Genomic DNA, 24,213 nt, shown 5'->3' on the forward strand with positions numbered 1-24,213 from the left:
TCTCCTTGCTCACGCCGTCAGGCATCGACTTTCAAGACAGACCCTCGCGGCCCAGCAGTGCCACCAGTTCGGGAACCAACTGCTCGCCACGCCCCTCATCGACCATGCGCTGATAGAGCGAGCAGATGGCTCCAGCCACCTCGCGCTCGGCCTCAAGGCCCTCGACCATGCTCTGGTAGTAACCGACATCCTTGAGTGAATTGGACAACGTGAAACGAAAGCCGGATGGGTCCTCTGACGCAATGAAAGGTCTCAGTCGCTCGAGGACCACCCCTCCGCCTCCGCCATTGCCGAGCACCTCGAGCAACACGGCATCGTCGATGCCGGAACGGCGTGATGCCGCCGCCGCCTCCGCGAGGACTGCGGTAAAGCCCAGCGACACGTAGTTGTGCAGCAACTTCAGAGTATGGCCGGCCCCCACCGGTCCACCGTGGGTGATATGTTCGGAAAAACTCTCGAGCAATGGCCGCAACTCGTCGAACAGGGCATCGGGGGCGCCGACAATCAGGTTGAGCCGTCCCTCGGCAGCTTCCTTCGGCGTGCGGGTCATGGCAGCGTCCATGAAGCGGCCACCGGCTTCGGCCACTCGCTGGGCAATCTGCCGTGTCGAGGCAGGGATCGCCGTCGAGCAGTCGATGACGACCTGATCCGCCTTGAGTCCCTCCAGCACGCCCTGCGGCTCGAACAGCACTGCCTCGACCTGAGGCGTTCCGGTCACACAGAGGATGACCACCTCGGCGATCTCGGCGACTTCCCGAGCGCTGGCACAGGACGTGGCACCCTTGCCGATCAGATCGTCACAGGGTTGATTGCCGGGGTGATCGAGAAAACTCAACGGATGTCCGGCGCGCAACAGGCTCTGGGCGATACCGTGGCCCATCAGCCCCACACCGATCAAACCGACATGAAAGTGTCTATGCATGAATTCCATCTCCTGGCTCTGATAAACGGTTCTGCTGAACGCTGATCTCGAAAACCGCTGACTCAAGGCTGCTCCATCAGCGCCTGACAGATGGCATTTCCCAGCGCTTCGGTGCTGCCCTCACCCTTGAGATCCGGCGTCATCACAGTACGATCACTGTTGGCCAGCACCGTCTCAATGGCGCCCACGACCGCATCCGCCGCTTGCTGCTCCCCCAGGTGTTCGAGCATCATCGCGCCGCACCAGATCTGCCCGATCGGGTTGGCAATGCCCTGACCGGCAATATCCGGGGCACTGCCATGTACCGGCTCGAACAGGCTGGGATACTCACCGCTGGGATTGATGTTGGCCGAAGGCGCAATGCCGATGGTGCCGGTACAGGCTGGTCCCAGATCCGAAAGGATGTCGCCGAACAGATTGCTGGCCACCACGACATCGAAACGATCCGGGTTGAGCACGAAATGCGCGGTGAGAATGTCGATGTGGTACTGGTCCAGCGCCACATCCGGATAGTGTTGAGCCATGGCGGCGACACGCTCGTTCCAGTACGGCATCGAGATCGACAGGCCATTGGATTTGGTTGCCGAGGTAAGGCGGCGACGCGGACGCTTCTGCGCCAGCTCGAAGGCGAAGCGCAGCACCCGGTCAACGCCGACCCGGGTCATCAGGGTTTCCTGCAACACCACCTCACGCTCGGTGCCTTCGAAGGCCCGGCCCCCCAGGCGTGAATACTCGCCTTCGGTGTTTTCACGTACCACAAGAAAGTCGATATCACCGGGCTCACGCCCCTTGAGCGGGCAGTCCACTCCCGGCATCAAACGGCAGGGCCGCAGATTGACGTACTGATCGAAGGCGCGCCGGAACTTGAGCAGCGAGCCCCAGGCGGAGACATGATCCGGCACCGTCTGCGGCCAGCCCACGGCACCGAAGAAGATGGCGTCGAAGGGCGAGAGGGTCTCGAACCAGTCATCCGGCAGCATGTCGCCGTGTTCCACATACCAGGCGCAACTGGCAAAATCGAAGGATTCGAAGGCCAGCTCGATATTGAACTTCTCGGCGGCGGCCCTGAGCACCTTGAGCCCCTCGGGCACCACTTCCAGGCCGATGCCATCACCCGCCAATACCGCAATACGATGCGTCATCCAGTACTCCTGTCGGTCATAACGTTCGTCAATCGTGATCCATGGGTCAGGTCACGGACATCAGGGTTTGTCCGAAAAGAACGCCTGGCCGTGGCGAATCGCCACCGTCTTCAACCGGGTATAACTCTTCAGCCCCTCGAAGCCCTTCTCGCGACCATGCCCCGAGCGACCAACTCCACCGAAGGGCAGCTCGACACCACCACCGGCCCCATAGTTGTTGACGAATACCTGGCCGGAACGGATCGCTCTGGCCAGCCGTAACTGGCGACCACCATCGCGGGTCCAGACACCAGCGCAAAGCCCGAAATCCGTGGCATTGGCCAGGCGAATGGCGTCGGCTTCATCGACAAAGGACTGCACCACCAACACCGGGCCAAACAGTTCCTCGCGACTGACCACATGCCCTTCCGGCACCTGGGTGAGCAGGTGAGGCGTCACGAAACAACCGGCCTCCGAGGCCCCTTCGGCGAGTTGCCCTCGGGCTGCCACTTCGATGCCATCGGCCACTGCCGCCTCGATCAGCGCCACGACCTTGTCCCGCTGGCGGGCATTGATCAGCGCCCCGCAATCCGGATCGCGCTCTCCAGCATCACAACGCAGTGCCGTAAAACGCTGCTGCAGACGTTCGACAACCTGGTCGTGAATGGACGCCTCGACCAGCAAGCGGCTACCTGCCGAACAGGTCTGACCGGCATTCTGGATGATGCCGCGCACCACCGCGTCCAATGCAGCCTCCAGGTCGGCATCGGCAAATACCAGTTGCGGAGACTTGCCGCCCAGCTCCATGGTCACCGGCACGTGATGCTCGGCACAGGCTTTCGCGACCAGGCTACCCGTCTGCGGCGAGCCGGTGAACGACAGGTGATCGATGCCGGGATGCTCGGCCAGCGCGGCGCCAGCCTCCCGCCCCAGCCCGGGGACCACGTTGAGCGCTCCCTCGGGTAGGCCTGCCTTGACCGCCAGTTCAGACAGCCGCAGCACACTCAGGCAGGCATCCTCGGCCGGCTTGAGCACACAGGTATTGCCCGCCGCCAGCGCTGCCGCCACGCAACGTCCGAAGATCTGCGCAGGATAGTTCCAGGGAATGATCTGGGCACAGACACCCCAGGGCTCACGCAATGTCATGACCGCGTATTCCGACTCGAAGGGGATGGTCTCGCCATGCAGCTTGTCGGCGGCACCAGCATAGAAACGGAAGTAGCGTGCACAGGCGGCAATATCGCCGCGAGCCTGAGTGATCGGCTTGCCGGTATCCGCGCACTCCAGCGCCGCGAGATTATCGGCGTCGGCGTCGATGGCATCAGCGAAGGCATACAGCCACTCGCCACGATGACGCGCCGACAGTCGTGACCAGTTGCCCAGCTCACCGCTGAAGGCAGCACGGGCAGCAGCCACAGCGGCATCGACTTCCTCGGCGGAACTGCGTGCGATGCGGGCGATGACCTCCCCCGTGGACGGGCGCAGTACATCAAGGGTCTCGGCAGTATCTCGCCAGCGGCCGGCGACCAGAGCACCACTCGGCGGAATGACAGGCAGTTCGGACATCGGTCAAACTCTCCATGATCGGGTTGAGCTGTTGTCGGTTTGGACTGTTATCGAGTTGGAATAGTTGTCGGATTGGAATAGCGGTCAGGGTTGAGTCCCCCCTGTCGGCTGCTGGACCTCAATAGAGCAGGTCCACCAACCCCAGCGAAATCCACGGCATGTAGGTAATGGCGATCAGGCAGACCAGTACCACCAGCACGAAGCGCAGCAGCCAGGGAAAAAGCTGCTCGATGGACAGCTTCGCCACCGCACAGGCAGCAAACAGATTGACCCCCAGCGGCGGGGTGAACATGCCCAGTGCCAGATTGACGACGATGATCAGACCGAAGTGCACCGGGTCGATGCCATACTGAATCGCGATCGGCGTGAAGATCGGCGCCAGCACCAGAATCGCCGCCGAGGTCTCGACGAACATGCCGACCACCAGCAGCATCACATTGACCGCCATCAGGAAGGTCACCGGGCTGTCAAACACCTGGGTGACCCAGGCTGCGACCTCGCCGGGCAAGCCCGAGCGGCTGATCAGGAAGCTGAACAGTGCCGCCGCCGAGATGATCAGCATCACCGTGGTGGTGGAAATCACGCTCTTGCGCAGGATCGGCAACAGTTCCCGCCAGGTCAGTTCACGATAGACCAGCCCACCGACGATCAGCGCATAGAACACCGCCACTGCCGAGGCCTCGGTGGGCGTAAAGACCCCTCCATAGATGCCACCGATCACCACCACCGGCATCAGCAACGCCGCCCAGGCACGTCTTACTGCGCGCGGGAAGGAGGTACGATCCTCGCGGTCACGCAGGCCATAACCGCGTAACCGGCAGAAGACGTAGAGAAACACCAGCAGGGCCGTACCGATCAGCAACCCCGGGCCGATACCGGCAATGAACAGACGACCGATGGAAGTGTCGGTGCTGACACCGTAGAGAATCAGCGGAATCGACGGCGGAATCAGCACTCCCAGCTCCGCCGATGACGCCTGAATCGAGGCCGCCAGCGGGCGAGGATAATCATGTGCCACCATCGCCGGAATCAGAATCGAACCGATGGCAAAGGTCGTGGCAACGCTGGAACCGGATACCGCAGCAAACAACATGCAGGTCAGCACACAGGTCATCGCCAGACCGCCCTGCATGCCACCGACCAGTGATTTGGCCAGATCGACCAGGCGTTGGGAAATCCCTCCGGCAGCCATCAGGTTGCCGGCAAGAATGAAGAATGGAATGGCCATCAGCGGGAAATTGTCGATACCGACAAACATCTGCTGCGGCACCATCAATAGCGGGAAGCGGGTAAAGAATTCGATGCCGATGATTGATGCCAGCAGGATCGACACCGCAATCGGCACCCCCAGAGTAAACAGGATGATCAGCGACAGACCAATGACAGCGTTCATCTGCGTTCCCTCCCGACCTGTGCTTCACTCCCTGTTTCGCCACGCGAGACCGAAGGCACGACGGCATCCGGGGCAGCAGCCTCGACTTCGGCATCCGTCGCGCCGATCTCCTCACGCCCGGCAAGCTGTGCCAGCAGCCGAGCCACCACCGCAACCAACGAGAAGGCCGCACCCACCGGAATCGCCATATAGATCCAGCCAATGGAGATTCCCACCCCGGACAGCGCCTGTGAACGCACCCTCAGCGTCATCTGGATGCCGTAATACAACAGGATGGCCAGCACGATCAGACAACTGCCGGCAATGAATACCTCCAACACCTTGAGGCCGGGCCGTGGCACCAGCTTGTAGATGGCTTCGACAGCCATCATGTAGCCGCCACGAAAACAGGCCGCCGCCCCCAGAAAGACACACCAGATCATGGTCGAGCGCGCCATCACCTCCGACCAGGTGGACGGCGCATCAAAAACGAAGCGGGTCAGTACCTGGTAGAAGCCAAGGCTGACCGAGCAGACCAGCATCAGCACGGCAAGGTACAGCGCCAGCGATGAGATTGTGCGTTCCACACGTAACAGCAGATCCAGCATGTAATGTCTCCCGATGCAGGGTCTCCCAGCGATTCAAGGACCGGTGACCGAGAGGCACATGGCGTCGCGCCATATGCCTCGGCCACCAGATCAGCCTCGCAATGCACTGAGTGAATGGCAGTAGAATCCCCTGGGAAAGCCCCTTGAGAACGTCCCTTGGGGAAGAAAGCCCCCTACTGCGAGCACTCGCTGGAACGAATACGATCCAGCCACTCGGAGCCGTATTCATCGGTATAGACCGTGTAGGACGGCTCAACCGCCGCCTGGAACTGCGACTTGTCGATGTCATCAACGACAGTCATGCCCTTCTCGCGCAGCTCCTCGACGCCCTCGGTCTCGAGCCGAGACACCATCTCGCGGGTGGCTGCGGCCCCGGCCTGGGCTGCCTCGAGGAACCAGCCCTGCTGCTCCTCGCTCAGACCTTCCCAGAGGATCGGTGACGCCAGCATGATGGCCGGCGAATAGACATGGCCGGTGAGCGAAAGATAATCCTGCACCTCCCACAGATTGCTGGTCAGGATCACCGAAATCGGATTTTCCTGGCCATCGACCGTGCCCTGCTGCAACGCGGTAAATACCTCGGGGAAGGCCATCGGCGTCGGGTGCACACCGAGTTCCTCGAACGCCGCCATGTGCATCTTGTTCTCCATGGTGCGGATCTTGAGCCCCTGAGCATCCTCCGGTGCGCTGACATCGCGCTTGCTGTTGGTCATGTGGCGGAAGCCGTTCTCGGTCCAGGCAAGACCGACCAGGTCATGGTTGCCCATCATATCGAGCAGATCCTGACCGATCTCACCATCCAGCACGCAACGCGCGTTGTCGTAATCGGTAAACAGGAATGGCAGATCCAGCACATAGGTTTCAGGGACGAAGTTGCCCAACGGGCCAGTGGAGGTAATGACTGCGTCGATGGTGCCGATCTGGAGGCCCTCTATCATGGCGCGCTCACCGCCAAGAGCACCGGCGGCATGCTCTTGAACCGTGAACTCGCCTTCGGAGAGTTCCTCGAGGCGTTCCTTGAACGCATCGACACCGGCAGAATAATGCGAGGTATCGGCAGTGGTATGACCAACCGTGATGGTCTGGGCCGCCAGACTCGGCAAGGCCAGCCCGGCAAGGGCGAGGCCCAGGGTTGCACAAACGGTTGCACGAATGGTTGTGCGGGCGGTTACGTGAATGGCAGCAGGAATGGCGCGGCGTGCAAAGGTCGTCATTGTTGTATCCTCTGGGTTACGCGTTTTAGGTCTCTGGCCCGGCGGGCGAGACGGCTTTCCTTCCTTCACTTGCGGGGCGCCAACAACATGGCAATCAAATCACTCATCCTGATCCATTTGACTGCCATCCACACCACACTGGTGCGGATGCAGGCCCCGGTTTCAGCTCCTTGAAGAACCTTGTGTGGCTATAAACATGGCAATCAAATAGCTCATCCTGATCGATTTGATTTTCGCCCGCACCACAGGCGCAGATGCGCGGATCGGCTGGTGTGGTGCGGTCTCAAGATGGCCGTGCCTCGTCGATGAATGCCTCAACAACAGCCTTGAAATCGGTGTCACCGGCGAAGCCCAGTTGCTCCGCACGTGCGGTGCGGAAGCGTCCCGGCCAACTGGCGACGATGGCGGTGACGCGCCCATCCGGCTCATGACGGACTCGCTCCACTGCGGCGTCTCCCGCATAGTGGCGCAGCACCTCAAGCATTTCCGCCACGCTGACGGTGATACCGGGCAGCATGAAGGCACGGTTGGCGCCGAACCGCTCGGCCTCCACTTCCGCCCCGTGCACCAGCGCCTCAACCACCTTGCCGGGTGACATCACATACAGCTCCAGTTCAGTGGGTACCGGGCAGATGGCTTCTTCATCATTGAGCGGCTCACGCAGAATACTCGAGGCAAAGCTGGATGCAGCGGCATTGGGCCGCCCTGGCCGAATGACGATGGTCGGCAGACGCAATACGCGGCCGTCAATCAGGCCGCGTCGGCTGTAATCGCTGATCAGCAGTTCACACATCGCCTTCTGGGTGCCATAGGAGCTCTGCGGCACCAGGGCGGTCATGTCATCAAGCACTTCGGGCAGCTCACCACCATAGACCGCCACCGAACTGGCCATGACCAACCGGGTGGTGTTCATCTGCCGTTCCCGGCAGGCATCCAGCAACGCCCGAGTGGCATCGAAATTGACCGCCATGCCCAACTCGAGGTCGGCCTCGGCCGCCGAACTGACCACCGCCGCCAGGTGATAGATCACCTCAGGTCGATCATCGAGCAGCGATGCCCACGCATCGGGCGCGGTGATATCGCAGGCCCTGGTGTTGATATTGATCGCACGAATGGTGCTATTCGCTTCCTTACTGGACGTCTCCGGTACCGGGGGTGCCAGTTGGTCGACCAGGGTCAGGCGCTCAATGGCACGACCATCCAGTTGACCGCGAGCGATCAATTGACCGACCAGACGCTGGCCGAGAAATCCGGCGGCGCCGGTGATCAGAATATGCATGGAGACTCTCCCGTTTCAGGCCGTTCCTGTTGTGTCATACCGTTCCCCCGATACCCTGGTCTTGATACCATACCGCCCGGCCCAAACCAGCCCTTCGATGGTGCTGGCGCGAGGCCGGTACTCACAGCCCACCCAGCCGTGATAGCCAAGGTCATCCAGATGGCCGAGCACCTGCGTGTAGTTGATTTCGCCCAGATCCGGCTCATGGCGCGCCGGGACGCCAGCGATCTGTACATGTCCGATGTTCGGGTACTGGGCTTCCATCTCGTGGATCAGGTCGCCCTGGACAATCTGGCAGTGATAGATATCGAACTGCACCTTGAGATTATCGGCCCCGACTTCAGCAACGATGTCCCGCGCCTGCTGCTGCGTCTGTAACAGGAAGCCCGGCATGTCACGCCCGTTGATCGGTTCGATCAACAGCACCCGCCCGGCCCGGGAACACTCCCTTGCCGCATGGCGCAGGTTAGCGATATAGGTGGCATGGTGCAGGCGCCGAGTCTCCTCATCGGCATTCTGCGGCAGCAACCCGGCCATGGCGTGCAGTCGCGGGCAGTTCAGTACCTCGGCATAGTCCAGCGCCTGCTCAACACCGCGGCGAAACTCATCCTCGCGGCCAGGCAGGCTCGCCAGTCCCCTCTCCCCTGCGTCCCAGTCACCCGGTGGCAGGTTGAACAGTACCTGCTCCAGGCCATGGGCACTGAGTCGCTGACGGATTTCCTCAGCCTCGAAGGCATAGGGAAACAGGTACTCCACACCCTGGAAGCCCACCTCTGCCGCCGCCGCGAAGCGGTCGAGGAACTCATGTTCGGTGAACATCATGCTGAGATTGGCAGCCAACTTGATCATGCTCGCTCCTCGCTGGTCTCGATCACGCGCTCTTCAACTCATGTCCTTCAACTCATGTCCTTCAGCTCATGTCCTTCAGCTCACGCCCTTCAATCGCGTGGAAAGCGCTGTTCCAGCTCCTCGACCTGCTCCGGGGTCAGGCCTCGCGGGTTCTGGCCTCGCAACAGCAGAAACAGCTTCGCGGTTTCCTCGAGTTCCTCGGTGGCGTAGACCGCCGCTTCCAGCGACTTGCCTGCTACCACCGGGCCATGATTGGCCAGCAGCACGGCGCTATGCCTTCCCGCCAGACCGCGCACCGCATCTCCCAGGCTCGGGTCGCCGGGAATGTGATAAGGCACCAGAGGGAGCTTGCCCACACGCATCACGTAATAGGCGGTCAGTGGCGGAATACAGTCGTGGTGATCCACATCCGGCAGGCAGGACACCGCCACTGAATGGGTCGAATGCAGATGCACGATGGCGCCGGACTGTGGCCGCTCGGCATACATCGCCATGTGCAGGAAACTCTCCTTGGTCGGCCTGTCGCCATCCAGCCACTCGCCGTCGGCGGAAAGTCGCGAGATGCGTGCCGGATCGAGGCGCCCGAGGCAGGCATTGGTCGGCGTCATCAACCAGCCACCATCCTCGAGACGCACACTGATGTTGCCGCTGGAGCCCATGGTCAAGCCACGATCAAATATCGACTTGCCGTACAGTGCGATCTGCTCACGCAACTCGCTGTGTGCCTGATTCCTGGAAGAACCGCTTCTGGAAGAATCGCTCCTGGAAGGATGACCGCTGCCACGAAGCTTCTCACTCATTCCGTCACCTCGCCCAGTAACTCGAAACCACGAGTGAAGATATCCACGCCACCGAAATTGCCCGACTTCAACGCCAGCGACAGAGTGCCTCCTCCTACTCTGGCTTGTGTCCAGGGCACCCCGGCGTCGATCTGCGGCCCGATACGTAACTGTTCCAACGCCAACGCCGAAACCACGGCGCCAGATGTTTCGCCACCTGCCACCAGCAGACGACCGACACCCTCTCGGATCATGGTGACCGCAATAGTGGCCAGTGCCTGTTCGACGACTTCGCCAGCTCGGACGATGCCGAGTTGTTCCTGAGCTACCTTGACACGGGCCGGCTCGGCGGAGGCATAGACCAGAATGGGCTCACCGGGCCACTGACGATAATGTTCGCGCAGGGTATCCAACACCGCCTGGAGTCGACCGTCTCCCAACGCCAGCTCCAACGGGTCCAGCGCAATGCCGGGATGACGCTCAAGGAAATGCGACACCTGACCGAGGGTCGCCCTGGAGCAGCTGCCGGACAGCACCAGTGGATTTCCGCTGGCCGGAGCCAGGCAGGCAGCATCCTCGATGGCGGCCAGCCAACCCTTGCGTCGATACTGCTCAGGCAGTGCCTGGCCCAGCCCGGAGCCACCAGTGACCAGCGGCAGATCCACGCAGGCTGCCGCCAGCACATCGAGATCGGCATCATCCAGGGTGTCACAGATGACGTGACGAACCCCCTGACCCGCCAGGGTTTCCAGGTGCTGCCTGGACGCTGCCGGCCCGGCAGCCAGCACGGCTCGGTCGAGCAACCCGACAGAGTGGCGTGTCTGGCGGCCCAGTACCCGTACCAGGTCAGCATCGGTCATCGGGTTCAGCGGATGATCCTGCATGCCACTGTCATTGAGCAGCCGGTCACCGACAAACAGATGCCCCTGATAGACGGTACGCCCTGTCGCCGGGAAGGCCGGCACCATCACAGTCTGCCGAGCGCCCAGCGAGTCCATCAGCGCATCGGCAACCGGGCCGATGTTGCCTTCATCGGTGGAATCGAATGTCGAACAGTACTTGAAGAAGATCTGTTCCGTCCCCTGGCCGACCAACCAGTCCAGCGCCGCAAGGCTATCGCCAACGGCCTGTTCCACTGGGCAGCTGCGTGACTTCAACGCCACTACAATCGCATCAACATCCTTGAGGGCATCAACATCATCGAGCAGTGTCCTGGCGCCAGGCACTCCCAGCATCTGCACGGTACGCATGCCAGCGCGCACCAGATTGTTGGCCAGATCCGTAGCGCCGGTAAAATCATCGGCAATTGCTCCCAGAACCAGAGTCATTCCTCTCCTTCCCTATCAAGATGAGTATCATTGGCCGCCGGCAGATCGAGTCCGGCGGTTGCCGCGTAGACCTTGATGACCGCGGCATCATCCTCACGCCCGAGCCCCATGCCGCTGGCGGCCGTGAATTGCTGTAGCGCACTCGCTGCAACCGGCATGGCCAAGCGCAGATCACGTCCGGTGTCGTGTACCAGGTTGAGGTCCTTGACGAAGATGTCTACCGCCGACAGTGGCGTATAGTCCCCTTCGAGAATGTGCGGCACACGATTCTCGAACATCCAGGAATTGCCGGCAGACTGGGTAATGACCTCATACAGACGCTCAGGGTCGATGCCCATACGTATTCCCAGTGCCATGGCCTCCGCCGCCGCAGCGATGTGCACCCCGGCGAGATGCTGGTTGACCAACTTGACGCTGGATCCGGCACCGGGAGCATCACCCAACCGATGGACCGTGCCGGCCATCGCCTCAAGAGCCGGTTCCGCCATGGCAAACGCCTCGGGGCGTCCCGAGGCCATGACCGATAGCTGCCCACAGGCAGCACGGGCGGCGCCACCACTGATCGGCGCATCGAGCAGCACCAGGCCCATCGCATCGAGACGTTCTCCCAGCGCTTCAGCATAGGCAGGAGCCACGGTGGCGCACTGGATCACCAGGCTACCGGGGGCCAGGCGCTCGGCCAGCCCACCCCTACCCTCGTCACCGAACAGCACGGTTTCCACCTGGTGGGCATTGACCACCACCAGCAGGATCACCGAGCACTCCTCGGCCAGCGCCAACGGTGACGAATGCACCCGGCCACCAGCGTCGGCAAAGGCCACCCTGGCATCCGCCGCGAGGTCACAACCAATCACCGGCAACCCGCCATCAAGCAATGAGCGGGCAATACCCATCCCCATGGCACCAAGACCAATGACACCGTGAATAGCCTGAGTTGATTCGTCAGATGTTGATTCGTCAGACATGCAAACCCCTGAAACCGTCATGCACCAGAACAGTCATCGAGTGGCGCGATATGACCGGTGCGAACAAGGCCAACTGGAGAATCCCGGTACGGAAAAGACCAATATGGAAAAGCCCAGATGTTAGCGCTAACATCCATTATTAGAACAGCAGGAGGAGTGTCGCAAGCCCGGCATCCTCGAGCTCGACCAAAGTCCAGGGGCCATGCGCTCGAACGGACGCCGGACCATCAGGGGCGCCTGACCAGCAGGAGAAACATCCGCCCTGCTCAGAGGTCGAACAACACTACCGCAGAGGAGCCAGGGATGAGCGAATCTCCCCGACATGAACGCCGCCGCCGCAAGGGGCTCGACAGCCCGACTCTCTCCGACGTGGCACGCGAGGCCGGCGTATCCTCGATCACGGTGTCTCGGGTCATCAACTCCCCGGACAGTGTGCGCGAGAGCACCCGTCTCAAGATCGAGGCCGCCATCGAGCGGGTCGGCTATGTACGCAACATGGTTGCCGGAAGCCTGGCTTCGGCACGTTCGCAGTTCATTCCGGTGATCGTGCCCTCGCTGTCCAATGTGGTGTTCATCGAGGTCATCCAGGGTCTACAGGCGACCTTCGAGCAGCATGGCTACCAGATTCTACTCGGCAACACCGACTACAGCATGGAGCGCGAGGAAGAGCTGATTCACACCTTTCTCGGCTGGTCACCCACCGCCCTGGTGACAACCGGGCTGCGCCATCAACCCGGCGTCCAGGCATTGCTTGGGCGCTATGCCCACCCGCTGGTGGAGATCATGGAGTCAGGTGACGCCATCGATATGAGCGTGGGCATGTCGCATTATCACGCCGGCCAGCGCATGGCCGATTATCTGGTGACACAGGGCTATCGACACATCGTCTTTGCCGGCACCCAGATGGACGGCAATTACCGGGCTCGCCAGCGTTACCAGGGACATTGCGACAGACTGGTGCAACAGGGCATGGAAGCCCCTCTGCTGGAATGGCATTCCTCCAGCCAGTTCGAGCTGGGAGCCACGGCGCTGGATGAGGTGCGACGTCAGTACCCACAGGCAGACGCGATCCACTTCGCCGACGATGTCATGGCCTGCGGCGCCATTCTTCACGCCAACCGCTATGGACTACGCATTCCCCAGGAGATTGCCATCGCCGGCTTTACCTGCCTGCCCTTCGGCCAGTGCCTGACACCACGCCTGACCACCATCTCGTCACCCCGCGAAGCCATCGGCCGCCACGCTGCCATGCAGATCATCACCCGCCTCAAGGGCGAGCAACCCGACGAAGTCAACATCGACCTGGGGTTCGAGCTGGTTCCCGGTGAAAGTGCCTGAACCAGCACTGCATCCCCCCACGCCTCCACTCTTTCACTTACTCACTTATTAACATGGCAATCAAATAGCTCATCCTGATCGATGTGATTGTCGTCCGCACCCCACTGGCGCAGATGCGCGGATCTGCTGGTGTGGTGCGGTCTCGCGTCGGCCTGATGGCCGACGGCGGCACGTCCCTGTGTCGCCATTAACCCAACATGAAAGCATGCCGGGTTAATAACATGGCAATCAAATAGCTCATCCCGATCGATTTGATTTTCGTCCGCACCACACTGGCGCAGATGCGCGGATCTGCTGGTGTGGTGCGGTCTCGCGTCGGCCTGATGGCCGACGGCGGCACGTCCCTGTGCCGCCATTAACCCAACATGAAAGCATGCCGGGTTAATCTCTCACTTACGCACCTATTTCACTTACGCACCTATCCATCCATTCATTCATCCCACCATTCACCCGCCCATCCCGATAATTTGTACAACGAATGAAAATATGTTCATTTGTACTCAACCATTACCTATGATCAATATAAGATCACCTGAGCGATTTCATTTTTCTAAATTTAAACAATATGTTACTTAATGACGACACCAAAGTATAAGAAGATCTCGCCAGTTATTCTTTGACTGGGCGGCACAATGCATCAAACATAAGATCAAACAACGATCACATGTTTGAGGCACTGTCATGTCCACCCCCCTGCTGCATGCTGAAGGCATCGCCAAATCCTTCTCCGGCGTCCCGGCACTGACCAACGGTCAGTTGTCACTCCGCGCGGGAACGGTACATGCCCTGTGTGGCGGTAATGGCGCCGGCAAGTCCACGCTGCTCAACGTACTCATGGGAATCCTGCAACGCGACGCAGGGTACGTGCAGATCGATGGGCGGGAGGTGAATTTCCCTTCACCTCATGATGCCCTGGATACCGGCATCGCCATGATCAGCCAGGAGCTGGAGCCAGTGCCCGACATGACCGTGGCCGAGAACATCTTCCTCGGACGCGAACCGCGCCTTATGGGCGCACTTGTCGACCACCGCCGCATGCGACTGCAGGCCGAACAACTGCTAAGGGAGCTTGAGCTCCACCTACCCGCCAACGCACGCCTGGGCAGCCTCAGCATCGCCGACATGCAGATGGTCGAGATCGCACGAGCCATTTCCCGCGATGCCCGCGTGATCATCATGGACGAACCAACGTCCGCCATCGGCGAGCGCGAGACCGAATTGCTGTTTGCCGCAGTGGAGCGGCTCAAGGCCCGCGGCACTGGGATCATCTATGTATCACACCGCATGAATGAGCTATATCGAATCGCCGATGACTACACCATCATGCGCGACGGCACCTTTATCGAGACCGGCGCCATGGCTGACATCGACCGCCATCGGCTGATCACCACTGTGCTCGGCAAGGAACTGGACGAGGAGTACGCCAAGTACAACCGACCCGGAGCCGACACACTGCTGGAAGTTGACGACTACGGCCGCGGCAAGGATTTCGAGCGGGTCTCACTGGACCTCAAGGCGGGTGAGATCCTCGGTATCTTCGGCCTGATGGGCTCCGGACGCAGCGAATTCCTCGACGCCCTGTTCGGCGCCGCTCCCGCCGAGCGAGGCAGCGCCCGACTGCGAGGCGCCCCATTCCAGCCCCGCGAACCAGGTGACGCCATGCGTGCCGGCATCGCCTATGTCACGGAAGATCGCAAGGGCAGCGGACTGGTCATGGGTGCCAGCATCAAGCGCAACGTGACCCTTGCCTCGATTCCCGACGTCGCTCGCAATAGCCTGATTCACGAGGGAATGGAAGACGCCGTTGCCACCCCCTTTGTCGAACGCCTGCAGATCAAGGCCAGCTCACTGGACATGCCGGTCAAGCAGATGAGCGGCGGCAACCAGCAGAAAGTCGTACTGGCCAAATGGCTGCAGACCCAACCGAGCATCCTGCTGCTCGATGAGCCCACGCGCGGCGTGGATGTCGGCGCCAAGCGCGAGATCTATGCCTTCATGTCGGAATTCGCCCGCGATGACCGCGCCATCATCATGACGTCATCGGAAATCCCCGAAGTCCTGGGCATGAGCGACAGAGTCATCGTGTTCCGCAAGGGCCGGATCAGCGGAGAGCTTCACGGCGACGAGCTGACCCAGGAAAACCTGGTACGACTGTCATCCTGATGACACTTCTCTCCAGGACACCGAAACCCTCTCCATCACACTCAACACAACAACTGCCAGCCATCTGTGGGGACTCAAGATGAACCAGGCCAGCTCCAGTGCCACACCAACCACCAGCGCCACGGACCACAGGAACCGCATCACCGGCTTCCTGAGTGACTACGGCATCATTGTCGCCTTCATTGTGCTGTGCGTGATCCTGTCCGTGGTGTCACCGTACTTTCTAGGCGTCAACAACCTGCTCAATGTGCTGCGCCAGGTATCGATCAATGGCGTGCTGGCCATCGGCATGACCTTCGTGATCCTGACCCGCGGCATTGATCTCTCTGTAGGGTCGATGATGGCCTTTGCCGCCATGGTGGCCGCCAGTTTCGCGGTGGTGGACTCCGGCATGCCACTGATCGTGCCACTGACGCTGGGCCTGGCCGCCGGCCTGGCACTGGGCTGCGTCAATGGCGTCATGGTGGCACGCTTCGCCATTCCTCCCTTCGTCATGACCCTTGGCATGCTCAGCATGGCGCGCGGCCTGACCTACATCTACAGCGACGGCATGCCGATCTCCAGCCTGTCCCCCAGCTTCCTGTGGCTTGGTCAGGGCATGGTCGTCGGCATTCCAGTCCCCGTGATCCTGTTCGCCGCCGTCTTCATGCTGGCCTGGTTCACCCTGCGCTATACCACCTTCGGCCGCTATGTCTACGCGGTCGGCGGCAACCCTACTGCAGCACGCCTGTCCGGCATCAAGGTCAGCCGCATCACCTTCAGCGTCTATGCCATTTCCGGACTGCTCTGCGGACTGGCGGGCCTGATGATCGCCGCCCGCACTTCGGCAGCCCTCCCCCAGGCCGGCGTCGCCTATGAGCTCGACGCCATCGCTGCCGTGGTTATCGGCGGCACCAGCCTGGCCGGGGGAAAGGGACGCATCGTCGGCACTCTGTTCGGCGTACTGATCATCGGCGTGATCAACAACGGCCTCGACCTGCTCGGCGTATCGTCCTTCTATCAGCAACTGGTCAAGGGCGCGATCATCGTCGTCGCCGTGATGCTCGACCGATCCCGCCTGAGCAACACGTAAATGCACCATCTTGATGCACCACACCATGGGGGCGAGAACACCGCCCCTCGACACAACGACGATCCACATCTCTGCAAATCGACATCACCACAGCCAACAACCACAAGAACGGGGAAGCTGACGCCATGAAAACCACACTCCACAGGATTGCCTTCACTGCTCTGGCCACAGCCATTTCCACCAGCGCTCTGGCCGAAGACCCACTGCGCATTGGTGCTGCTACTTATGGCCTGCAGGGCGAATTCATGCAGCTCTGGAGCAACGCGCTTGAGGCCCACCCGGCCGTCCTGAGCGGCGATGTCGAAGTTACGGTCTTCGATGGCCGCTACGATGCGCTGGTCCAGTCCAACCAGTTCGACAGCATGATCACCCGCCAGTACGACGCCATTCTCTTTGTGCCCATTGATGCTGACGCCTGCGTGGCCCCGGTGATCAAGGCTTCCGCTGCCGGCATCCCGGTGGTCGGCTCCAACACCCGCTGCAACACCGATCAACTGGCGTCCTTCGTCGGCTCGGACGACGTACTGGCGGGACAGATGGTCGCTCAGCAGGTGATCGACCAGATCGGTGACAACGGCAAGGTCGTGGTACTGGAAGGCCCCATCGGTCAGTCAGCACAGATCGACCGCGGCGAAGGCATCGACAAGGTGCTGGCCGAGAACCCCGGCATCGAGGTCCTGGAGCGACGCACCGCCAACTGGTCCCGCGCCGAGGCACTGTCGCTGATGGAAAACTGGCTGACCGCACACCGCGACGAGATCGGCGGCGTGATCGCCCAGAACGATGAAATGGCCATCGGCGCCATCCAGGCCATCATCGCCAGCGGCCGCTCACCGAATGATATCGCCATCGCCGGTGTCGACGGCATCACCGACGCCCTCAAGGCAGTGACACAGGAACAGATGGCGACCATCCTCCAGGATGCCACAGCCCAGGCCCAGGGCGCACTGGACGTTGCTCTGGCCCGTCTCGGCAAGGCCGATGAGGTGCCACTGTCAGATATCTGGGAGCGCTACCCGGAACTTGAGTGGGCCGGTGGCGAAGCCGATACCTACAACATTCCGTGGACCCTGGTCGACCAGGACAACGTCGCAGAGCTGCTCGAACAACGTCAGTAAGGACCCATACCATGGACGTCAACTACTCCCTATCCCTGGACGGCAAGGTGGCGCTGGTGACCGGCGCCGCTGCCGGTATCGGCAAGTGCATCGCCGAAGCTTATCTGAGCCAGGGCGCCCGTGTAGTTCTGGTCGACCGCAACCCCGAGGTCACCGATATCGCAGCTTCACTGGGAGGCAAGAATGCCGCGGGCATCGTCGCTGACCTGACCCGCAGCGACAGCCTCAATGATGCCGTGGAACAGGCTCTGGAAGCCTTCGGCGGTATCGACATTCTGGTCAACTCGGCAGGAGTGGTGGAACTGCAGCCTGCTGAGGCGTTCTCCGAGGAAAACTGGGATCGCACCATGTCGATCAATCTCAAGAGCGTGTTCATGATGTGCCAGGCAGTGGGCCGACACATGCTCGAACGCGGCCAGGGCCGAATCATCAACCTTGCCTCCCAGGCCGGCCTGGTGGCACTGGACCAACACCTGGCCTACTGCGCCAGCAAGGCTGGTGTGATCTCGCTGACCAAAGGACTGGCACTGGAGTGGTCACCGCGCGGCATCAACGTCAACGCCATCTCGCCCACGGTGGTATTGACCGAGCTGGGCCGCAAGGCCTGGGCAGGCGAGGTCGGCGAAGCCATGAAACAGAAGATCCCCACCCGGCGCTTTGCCGAACCCGAGGAGATAGCCATGGCCGCCCTCTACCTTGCCGGCAATGGCTCGGGGATGATCAGCGGCGAGAACCTGGTGATCGACGGCGGCTATACCGCTCAGTAACACTGATATTGCGCATCTACGAAGGAAAGCCAGCGCTTGCGCTGGCGTTCCTTTATTAACCCGGCATGCTTTCATGTTGGGTTAATGGCGGCACAGGGACGTGCCGCCGTCGGCCATCAGGCCGACGCGAGACCGCACCACACCAGCAGATCCTCGCATCTGCGCCAGTGTGGTGTGGACGACAATCAAATCGATCAGGATGAGCTATTTGATTGCCATGTTAATAGCCCCTCTCGGACACCATAACCTCCTCCTCTCGGGCCACCTTGATCGATGCCCAACCCTGGCTTAAGCCAGGCGCATGCATTGACGCTGCGCCGGACTCCGCGTACAACCCAGGCTTGACCACAGCAAAGAATCCACGGAGACCCTATGCTCCCGATCTCCCACAAGGTGAGCATCCCCGACAACGAGATCGAATTGAACGCGGTACGCGCACAGGGCGCAGGCGGCCAGAACGTGAACAAGGTATCGTCGGCCATTCACCTGCGTTTTGATATCCGCGCCTCGTCGCTGCCGGATGCCTACAAGGAGCGCCTGCTGCAGCGAAACGATCAGCGCATCTCCTCGGAAGGCATCGTGGTCATCAAGGCCCAGGCCCACCGTCGCCAGGAGCTCAACCGGGCTGACGCCCTGGCGCGGCTGCAGGAGTTGGTGCGCTCGGCAATGGTGACTCCGAAGAAGCGCGTCGCCACACGACCCAGCAAGTCATCAAGAAAGCGGCGGGTCGACAACAAGACTCGTCGCGGACAGATCAAGGCCGGGCGGAAAAAGGTCGAAGACTAAACGCGGCGCCTCCGACAAACCGATGAGCACCGATCTAGCCCAGCGGCAGCTCTTCTCCTGACCGGGTGGCCTCATCCAGACGGATGATGGTATGGGCATTGGTGGCACTGGTGGCCAGGGTGTCGATCACGCCAGTACGCAGCGCGCCGAGGATGCCTACGGCCTTGGTATGCTCGCTGGCGATGGCAACTACGTCGGGAATGCGGGTTAGATCCTGGATATTGAGGCCGACGACGCGCCCCTGCATCGGAGTGACCGAAGGGCGACCATGGATGTCGATGAAGTCATAACCCATCATGTCGCCAACGGTACCTGACAGGCGAGCCTCGGCGATTTCCTGTGGGGTGAACCAGCCCATGCGCACCATGTTGCTGTTCTCGCTGACATCGCCCACACCGATCAGGGCAATGTCGGCTCGGCGCGCACGATCCAGGGTCTGACGCACCGTCGGATTCTCGTAAAGCACGTCACGCAGATCGGTGTTCTGCACCAGCGCCGGAGCGTAGAGGGTTTCACTCTCTCCACCGAAACGGCTCGCCAGGCGGCGGCAGATATGGTCGGGGTTCATGTACTCCCCGGCACGCAGCGAACCACCGATGGCACAGACAAAGGACACGTCCAGCCCACGCTCGCCGAACACATTGTCGGCCACGGCCCCCACGTTACGCCCCATACCAACAGCGACGATATGACCATCGGCCAGAGTCCGCGATAGGTGATCGGCAACCAGGCTGGCCACCGCCGAGCGCTGCGCATCCCCATCGGCATGATCCAGCGCCACCAAGGCACGCTTGAGACCAAAGCGGCGCTTCAGCTCCTGCTCGATCTCGGCACTGACGGCAGGATGCTGACGTACTCGAACATCGACAATACCCTCGACCTGAGCCCGCTTGAGCAGGCGCCCTACCCGGATCCGCGACAATCCCAGGCGATTGGCAATGACCTCCTGCGTCTCACCCTGCACATAGTAGAGAGTGGCGATCTCGGTCATCAGGTCGATATCAGCAGTTTCCACGCGGTCATTCATTGCACGATTCCTGGTGCAGCTCGCTGAAGGGTGTAACAACAATTCGCGGCACACGATAGCATAACTACCGGTCACCCGGCCCTGCCCATATAGGCGCACGCCTCCTCCCATGGATACCCGACCATGGAGCAGGAAGCGTGCACAGAGCGATCAAATCATCAATCGCAGGACTTGATCAGCGGCGTCAGGGCTCGAATGATCATCGACAGGGATACAGCTCCCGCATCCGGTGTGCCCAGGCTCTTCTCGGCCAGCGGTCGAGCTCGCCCGACTTTCGGCAGCAACTCCGCAGTGGCCTCTGCGGCCTGCTGCGCACGCTGTGCGGCTATCTGCCAGGCAACCCCCGAGCCCTGAGCGGCCTGCTCATTGAGGCATTCGCCGAAGGGCACCAGCACATCGACCAGCGTCTTGTCGCCGAGTCGTGCCTTGCCGAAGCTCATGACATTACTGCCGGCCGCCGAAACACCCGCCGCCAGCCGCTGGGCATTGAGTGGCTGCTGATCACCCAGGGCCTCACCGATGGAAGTCAGGATCACCCCCCAGATGGCACCGGAAGTACCGCCAGCTCGATCCGCCCAGGCATCCGCAGCAAACGACAGCAACGTCTCTGCCCCCGCCTGGCGATCCCGCGCCTCCCGGGCAGCCTCGAGCGCCGCGTGGCAGCCACGTTGCATCCCGATACCATGATCGCCATCACCGGCCACGGCATCGATACGGCCAAGCTCATCGGCATTGGCATCGACGGTCTCGACCAGAATCTCCAGCGCCTTCAGTACGCCTCCTGCCAACTGCCGTGACGCCTCACTGGCCCCGGGAACCTCACGCTCCAGGCTCTGCTGGAACTCGGCGGGGTCCAGCGCTTCGGCCACCATTACACTGCCCTTGCGATAGGCCGGCGTATTGGCCGGAGCACGCCACAGCGTCTCCATCTCGTCATCCAGCCAGAACAGCGTCAACGATACACCGGCCATATCCAGACTGGTCACCAACTCACCCACGTCAGGCTCGACAATGGTCAGACCCGCATCACGCAACAAGGCATCGACACGCCGATAGATGACGAACAGTTCTTCATACTTCACCGTCCCCAGACCATTGAGGATCGGCGCCACTCGCGCACCATTCAACGGGATACCGTCGGGCACCTCATCCAGCAGGCGCGCTACCAGCAGCTCCGCCAACTGATCCGCCGTGGGAACCTCCTGCTCACTGATCCCCGGCTCACCGTGAATGCCCAGCCCCAGCGCCATACGCCCGGCGGGAACATGAAAGAGCGCATCGCCAGCCCCCGGCAAGGTACAACCATCGAATGCCACCCCGAAGGAGCGGGTCCGGCGATTGGCCTCTGCAGCTACCGCCACCACTTCAGCGAGTGTTGCTCCGGCCTCGGCGGCGGCGGACGCCGCCTTGAACACCGTCAGATCACCAGCGATGCCCCGTCGCTTTTCAATCTCTTCCAGCGAGGCACTGGAAATATCGTCGGTGACCAGCACGATCTCGCAGGGGATGCCTTCCTTGATCAAGCGCTCACGCGCCTGACCGAAGTGCAGCACATCACCGGCGTAGTTGCCGAAGGTCAGCAATACTCCACCACCGTTGTGAGCCGCCTTTGCCACCGAGTAGACCTGCTGGGAGGACGGCGAGGAAAACAGGTTCCCCATGGCCGCCCCATGCGCCAATCCCTGACCGACCAGGCCAGAAAAGGCCGGATAGTGGCCGCTCCCACCACCGATGACCACCGCTACCGTGCCAGGCTTGCTGCGTGTGCTGCGCACCACGCCTCCCGGCACCGCCATCAACTTGTCGGGATGAGCCGCAACCACACCGAGTCGGGCTTCCTCGGCAAATTCACTGGGATCATTGAACAGTCTTGTCATGGTTTTAATCCTGATCCTGTAGTGGTCTGATGAAGTCGGACGATGCCACGCTCTACGCTTGTTGTTCGCCCTTGTCTGCACTCCGGGTACCAGTCAACTGTGACTCGTACTCGCCGATCCGCGCCACCTTCTCCGCCGACGCTCCACCCGGGAAATCCTTCGACAGAAAGGTGGCGACAATCTCCTTGGCCAGCTCCGACCCCACCACACGGGCACCAATGGTGACAATCTGCGCATCGTTGCTGGTGCGTGCCTTACCGGCAGAGTAGGTATCGTGCGCCTGGGCAGCTCGAATTCCCGGCACCTTGTTGGCCGAAATGGCCACCCCGATCCCGGTTCCGCACACCAGTACACCCCGATCGAAGCGCCCCGCCTTGATGGCCTGGGCCACGTCCACCGCAACATCCGGGTACAGGATCGGCTCGGCATTGAAGGTACCGAAGTCCTCCACCGTGTGACCCAACTCACGGACATGAGCAATCAGAATCTCCTTGAGATCGTAGGCTGCTTCATCACCACCGATGGCGACCCTCAGGCACGATGTTGCGTCTGACATGGAAAGCTCCTCTGGTTACGGCTCGAACCTGAACACTTTCGAGCACCATGAGGATCAAACTATCATCGACACATCATTTGTAAAGATCATGATCATGCGTTCAGCGCAAATCCTAATGACCATGTAGCGTAGAGCCCACCAACCATAACTCACATTTCTTTGTTTTTAATGAAGTTATTCCAAACATCCTGTGTCTGGCAGAAAGAATCATTCTTTGGTCTAACGATCACAATCCGTTCATTTGCGCATTTCTTATTGACAGAATCCGGCGCAATGACAAATCATTTGATCAAGGAATGTACATATCTTGATGCGCTGAGTGCCCACGAGATCATCTGGACGCGGATCAGCGCTTCACATGCCGCCCCAACAGGAGCCTTGTATGTCTCAGCTGGACGCGCTACGCCGCCACTCGCTGGTGGTTGCCGACACCGGTGATCTCGACGCCATCAAGCGGTATCAACCACAGGATGCCACTACCAATCCGTCACTGATTCTCAAGGCCTTCGAGCTGCCGGGATATCACCGCCTGATCGACGATGTGCTGGCTCGCACAGCAGATGCCGGGGCCGATCTCGAATGTGCCGTCAGCGAAGCGGTCGATGCCCTGTCAGTCTCCATGGGGGCACAGATATCGGCCCATATTCCCGGCCGCATCTCCACCGAAGTCGCGGCACGTCTATCGTTCGACACCGAGGCCAGCATCCGCAAGGCACACGAACTCATCGAGCGCTATGAACGGCTCGGCGTCGATCGTGATCGAGTGCTGATCAAGCTGGCGTCCACCTGGGAAGGCATCCGCGCAGCAGAGGTGCTGGAGAAGGAAGGCATCCAGTGCAACCTGACCCTGCTGTTCAGCGAAGCTCAGGCCCGAGCCTGTTTCGATGCCGGTGTATATCTGATCTCACCTTTTGTCGGCCGGGTCAGTGACTATTACAGGCAGCGCGATGGGCGCGACTTCGCGCCGGACGAAGACCCTGGTGTGACCTTTGTGCGTGGTGTCTGCGAGTTGGCCCACCAGGGGGGCTACGACACTGTGGTGATGGGCGCGAGCTTCCGCTCCACTGGACAGGTCCTGGCGCTGGCAGGCTGCCCGCGACTGACGATCTCGCCGGACCTGCTCGAGCAGCTCGCTGCCAGCGAAGGAGAAGTCGATGCCGCCATCAGTACCACCCCCGGCAACGGCCAGGCAACACCCCGCCTTGATGAGGCCAGCTATCGTTGGCGCCATAATCTCGATGCCATGGCGGTGGACAAGCTCGCCGACGGCATCCGTCGCTTCGCCGATGACCAGAGCAAGCTGGAAACCCTGATCGCAGAACGGTTGAAGTAGTTTTAAGCATCGAGCTGCGAGTCGCGAGTCGCGAGCTGTCCGGTGCCGCCCCACGGATCACAGACGTGAGCCAGGTTCGCTCGTTGCTCGTTGCTCGTTGCTCGTTGCTCGTTGCTCGTTGCTCGTTGCTCGTTGCTCGTTGCTCGTTGCTCGTTGCTCGTTGCTCGTTGCTC

The 24,213-nt window shown here is 61.1% G+C and carries 23 protein-coding genes; 8 read left to right on the plus strand and 15 right to left on the minus strand.

The window, feature by feature from the left end:
- Positions 1-31: 31 nt before the first annotated feature.
- The 11 genes from BUE38_RS10100 to ltnD form a co-directional block, all read right to left on the minus strand.
- Positions 32-922 carry an NAD(P)-dependent oxidoreductase gene (locus tag BUE38_RS10100; protein WP_073435046.1) on the minus strand — a complete coding sequence of 297 codons (891 nt, stop codon included), beginning with the start codon at positions 920-922 and terminating at the stop codon, positions 32-34.
- A gap of 62 nt (positions 923-984) precedes the next feature.
- On the minus strand, positions 985-2,064 hold the full coding sequence (locus BUE38_RS10105; RefSeq protein WP_073435047.1) for a tartrate dehydrogenase: 1,080 nt from the start codon (positions 2,062-2,064) through the stop codon (positions 985-987).
- Positions 2,065-2,124: 60 nt separating this feature from the next.
- On the minus strand, positions 2,125-3,609 hold the full coding sequence (locus BUE38_RS10110) for an aldehyde dehydrogenase family protein (protein WP_073435048.1): 1,485 nt from the start codon (positions 3,607-3,609) through the stop codon (positions 2,125-2,127).
- A 118-nt stretch (positions 3,610-3,727) separates the two neighbouring features.
- Complete coding sequence (locus tag BUE38_RS10115; protein WP_073435049.1) at positions 3,728-5,002, minus strand: TRAP transporter large permease; 1,275 nt, start codon at positions 5,000-5,002, stop codon at positions 3,728-3,730.
- Positions 4,999-5,589, minus strand: a complete 591-nt coding sequence (locus BUE38_RS10120) for a TRAP transporter small permease (protein ID WP_073435050.1) — start codon at positions 5,587-5,589, stop codon at positions 4,999-5,001. The genes BUE38_RS10115 and BUE38_RS10120 overlap by 4 nt, the downstream gene beginning before the upstream one ends.
- 173 nt (positions 5,590-5,762) lie before the next feature.
- Complete coding sequence (locus tag BUE38_RS10125; protein WP_084541858.1) at positions 5,763-6,803, minus strand: TRAP transporter substrate-binding protein; 1,041 nt, start codon at positions 6,801-6,803, stop codon at positions 5,763-5,765.
- 283 nt (positions 6,804-7,086) lie between these two features.
- Positions 7,087-8,082 (minus strand): D-erythronate dehydrogenase, encoded by a 996-nt coding sequence (denD, locus tag BUE38_RS10130; protein WP_073435051.1) that lies wholly within the window; start codon positions 8,080-8,082, stop codon positions 7,087-7,089.
- Between the two features lie 15 nt (positions 8,083-8,097).
- Positions 8,098-8,931 carry a 2-oxo-tetronate isomerase gene (gene otnI / locus BUE38_RS10135; RefSeq protein WP_073435052.1) on the minus strand — a complete coding sequence of 278 codons (834 nt, stop codon included), beginning with the start codon at positions 8,929-8,931 and terminating at the stop codon, positions 8,098-8,100.
- Positions 8,932-9,020: 89 nt separating this feature from the next.
- A complete protein-coding gene (gene otnC / locus BUE38_RS10140; RefSeq protein ID WP_084541859.1) occupies positions 9,021-9,731 on the minus strand; it encodes a 3-oxo-tetronate 4-phosphate decarboxylase in 711 nt (236 codons plus the stop codon).
- Positions 9,728-11,038, minus strand: coding sequence for a 3-oxo-tetronate kinase (gene otnK, locus BUE38_RS10145; RefSeq protein ID WP_073435054.1), 1,311 nt, complete (start codon positions 11,036-11,038; stop codon positions 9,728-9,730). Before otnK ends, otnC begins: the two co-directional genes overlap by 4 nt.
- Positions 11,035-12,003, minus strand: a complete 969-nt coding sequence (ltnD, locus tag BUE38_RS10150; RefSeq protein WP_073435055.1) for an L-threonate dehydrogenase — start codon at positions 12,001-12,003, stop codon at positions 11,035-11,037. Before ltnD ends, otnK begins: the two co-directional genes overlap by 4 nt.
- A gap of 303 nt (positions 12,004-12,306) precedes the next feature.
- Here ltnD and BUE38_RS10155 point away from each other — a divergent pair, with 303 nt between their 5' ends.
- Complete coding sequence (locus tag BUE38_RS10155; RefSeq protein WP_073435056.1) at positions 12,307-13,341, plus strand: LacI family DNA-binding transcriptional regulator; 1,035 nt, start codon at positions 12,307-12,309, stop codon at positions 13,339-13,341.
- A gap of 41 nt (positions 13,342-13,382) precedes the next feature.
- Here the strand turns inward: BUE38_RS10155 and BUE38_RS22520 are convergent, their stop codons facing one another.
- Positions 13,383-13,697 carry a hypothetical protein gene (locus tag BUE38_RS22520; protein WP_143166272.1) on the minus strand — a complete coding sequence of 105 codons (315 nt, stop codon included), beginning with the start codon at positions 13,695-13,697 and terminating at the stop codon, positions 13,383-13,385.
- A gap of 325 nt (positions 13,698-14,022) precedes the next feature.
- On the opposite strand from BUE38_RS22520, the gene BUE38_RS10160 reads away from it, so the two are divergent.
- From BUE38_RS10160 to arfB, 6 genes are all read left to right on the plus strand, one after another.
- Entirely contained in the window at positions 14,023-15,504 is a 1,482-nt protein-coding gene (locus BUE38_RS10160; protein ID WP_073435057.1) for a sugar ABC transporter ATP-binding protein, read from the plus strand.
- A 79-nt stretch (positions 15,505-15,583) separates the two neighbouring features.
- Positions 15,584-16,576, plus strand: coding sequence for an ABC transporter permease (locus tag BUE38_RS10165; RefSeq protein WP_073435058.1), 993 nt, complete (start codon positions 15,584-15,586; stop codon positions 16,574-16,576).
- Between the two features lie 125 nt (positions 16,577-16,701).
- The gene (locus BUE38_RS10170; RefSeq protein ID WP_073435059.1) at positions 16,702-17,694 is read left to right on the plus strand and encodes a substrate-binding domain-containing protein; all 993 of its coding nucleotides are present in this window, start codon (positions 16,702-16,704) and stop codon (positions 17,692-17,694) included.
- A gap of 11 nt (positions 17,695-17,705) precedes the next feature.
- Positions 17,706-18,461 (plus strand): SDR family oxidoreductase, encoded by a 756-nt coding sequence (locus BUE38_RS10175; RefSeq protein ID WP_073435060.1) that lies wholly within the window; start codon positions 17,706-17,708, stop codon positions 18,459-18,461.
- A 36-nt stretch (positions 18,462-18,497) separates the two neighbouring features.
- A complete protein-coding gene (locus tag BUE38_RS22525) occupies positions 18,498-18,707 on the plus strand; it encodes a hypothetical protein (protein WP_143166273.1) in 210 nt (69 codons plus the stop codon).
- A gap of 126 nt (positions 18,708-18,833) precedes the next feature.
- Positions 18,834-19,247, plus strand: coding sequence for an alternative ribosome rescue aminoacyl-tRNA hydrolase ArfB (arfB, locus tag BUE38_RS10180; RefSeq protein ID WP_073435061.1), 414 nt, complete (start codon positions 18,834-18,836; stop codon positions 19,245-19,247).
- A gap of 34 nt (positions 19,248-19,281) precedes the next feature.
- On the opposite strand, the gene BUE38_RS10185 is transcribed toward arfB, so the two are convergent.
- The 3 genes from BUE38_RS10185 to BUE38_RS10195 all read right to left on the minus strand — a co-directional run bounded on the left by BUE38_RS10185 (position 19,282) and on the right by BUE38_RS10195 (position 22,707).
- Positions 19,282-20,274, minus strand: coding sequence for a sugar-binding transcriptional regulator (locus BUE38_RS10185; protein ID WP_073435062.1), 993 nt, complete (start codon positions 20,272-20,274; stop codon positions 19,282-19,284).
- 158 nt (positions 20,275-20,432) lie between these two features.
- Positions 20,433-22,151, minus strand: coding sequence for a dihydroxyacetone kinase family protein (locus tag BUE38_RS10190; protein WP_073435063.1), 1,719 nt, complete (start codon positions 22,149-22,151; stop codon positions 20,433-20,435).
- Between the two features lie 52 nt (positions 22,152-22,203).
- Positions 22,204-22,707, minus strand: coding sequence for an RpiB/LacA/LacB family sugar-phosphate isomerase (locus BUE38_RS10195; protein ID WP_084541860.1), 504 nt, complete (start codon positions 22,705-22,707; stop codon positions 22,204-22,206).
- A gap of 382 nt (positions 22,708-23,089) precedes the next feature.
- On the opposite strand from BUE38_RS10195, the gene tal reads away from it, so the two are divergent.
- The gene (gene tal / locus BUE38_RS10200) at positions 23,090-24,040 is read left to right on the plus strand and encodes a transaldolase (RefSeq protein WP_073435064.1); all 951 of its coding nucleotides are present in this window, start codon (positions 23,090-23,092) and stop codon (positions 24,038-24,040) included.
- Positions 24,041-24,213: the final 173 nt, after the last annotated feature.

The sequence above is a fragment of the Halomonas cupida genome (assembly GCF_900142755.1).
GTDB classification, from domain to species: domain Bacteria; phylum Pseudomonadota; class Gammaproteobacteria; order Pseudomonadales; family Halomonadaceae; genus Halomonas; species Halomonas cupida.

Coding starts and splice junctions, on each gene's coding strand:
- BUE38_RS10165 (WP_073435058.1), top strand. CDS start 15,584: ATGAACCAGGCCAGCTCCAGTGCCACACCAACCACCAGCGCCACGGAC.
- BUE38_RS10175 (WP_073435060.1), top strand. CDS start 17,706: ATGGACGTCAACTACTCCCTATCCCTGGACGGCAAGGTGGCGCTGGTG.
- BUE38_RS10170 (WP_073435059.1), top strand. CDS start 16,702: ATGAAAACCACACTCCACAGGATTGCCTTCACTGCTCTGGCCACAGCC.
- BUE38_RS10195 (WP_084541860.1), bottom strand. CDS start 22,707: ATGTCAGACGCAACATCGTGCCTGAGGGTCGCCATCGGTGGTGATGAA.
- BUE38_RS10160 (WP_073435057.1), top strand. CDS start 14,023: ATGTCCACCCCCCTGCTGCATGCTGAAGGCATCGCCAAATCCTTCTCC.
- otnI (WP_073435052.1), bottom strand. CDS start 8,931: ATGATCAAGTTGGCTGCCAATCTCAGCATGATGTTCACCGAACATGAG.
- BUE38_RS22520 (WP_143166272.1), bottom strand. CDS start 13,697: ATGGCGGCACAGGGACGTGCCGCCGTCGGCCATCAGGCCGACGCGAGA.
- otnK (WP_073435054.1), bottom strand. CDS start 11,038: ATGACTCTGGTTCTGGGAGCAATTGCCGATGATTTTACCGGCGCTACG.
- arfB (WP_073435061.1), top strand. CDS start 18,834: ATGCTCCCGATCTCCCACAAGGTGAGCATCCCCGACAACGAGATCGAA.
- BUE38_RS10185 (WP_073435062.1), bottom strand. CDS start 20,274: ATGAATGACCGCGTGGAAACTGCTGATATCGACCTGATGACCGAGATC.
- BUE38_RS10190 (WP_073435063.1), bottom strand. CDS start 22,151: ATGACAAGACTGTTCAATGATCCCAGTGAATTTGCCGAGGAAGCCCGA.
- BUE38_RS10100 (WP_073435046.1), bottom strand. CDS start 922: ATGCATAGACACTTTCATGTCGGTTTGATCGGTGTGGGGCTGATGGGC.
- BUE38_RS10125 (WP_084541858.1), bottom strand. CDS start 6,803: ATGACGACCTTTGCACGCCGCGCCATTCCTGCTGCCATTCACGTAACC.
- ltnD (WP_073435055.1), bottom strand. CDS start 12,003: ATGTCTGACGAATCAACATCTGACGAATCAACTCAGGCTATTCACGGT.
- denD (WP_073435051.1), bottom strand. CDS start 8,082: ATGCATATTCTGATCACCGGCGCCGCCGGATTTCTCGGCCAGCGTCTG.
- BUE38_RS10115 (WP_073435049.1), bottom strand. CDS start 5,002: ATGAACGCTGTCATTGGTCTGTCGCTGATCATCCTGTTTACTCTGGGG.
- BUE38_RS10155 (WP_073435056.1), top strand. CDS start 12,307: ATGAGCGAATCTCCCCGACATGAACGCCGCCGCCGCAAGGGGCTCGAC.
- BUE38_RS10105 (WP_073435047.1), bottom strand. CDS start 2,064: ATGACGCATCGTATTGCGGTATTGGCGGGTGATGGCATCGGCCTGGAA.
- BUE38_RS10120 (WP_073435050.1), bottom strand. CDS start 5,589: ATGCTGGATCTGCTGTTACGTGTGGAACGCACAATCTCATCGCTGGCG.
- BUE38_RS10110 (WP_073435048.1), bottom strand. CDS start 3,609: ATGTCCGAACTGCCTGTCATTCCGCCGAGTGGTGCTCTGGTCGCCGGC.
- tal (WP_073435064.1), top strand. CDS start 23,090: ATGTCTCAGCTGGACGCGCTACGCCGCCACTCGCTGGTGGTTGCCGAC.
- otnC (WP_084541859.1), bottom strand. CDS start 9,731: ATGAGTGAGAAGCTTCGTGGCAGCGGTCATCCTTCCAGGAGCGATTCT.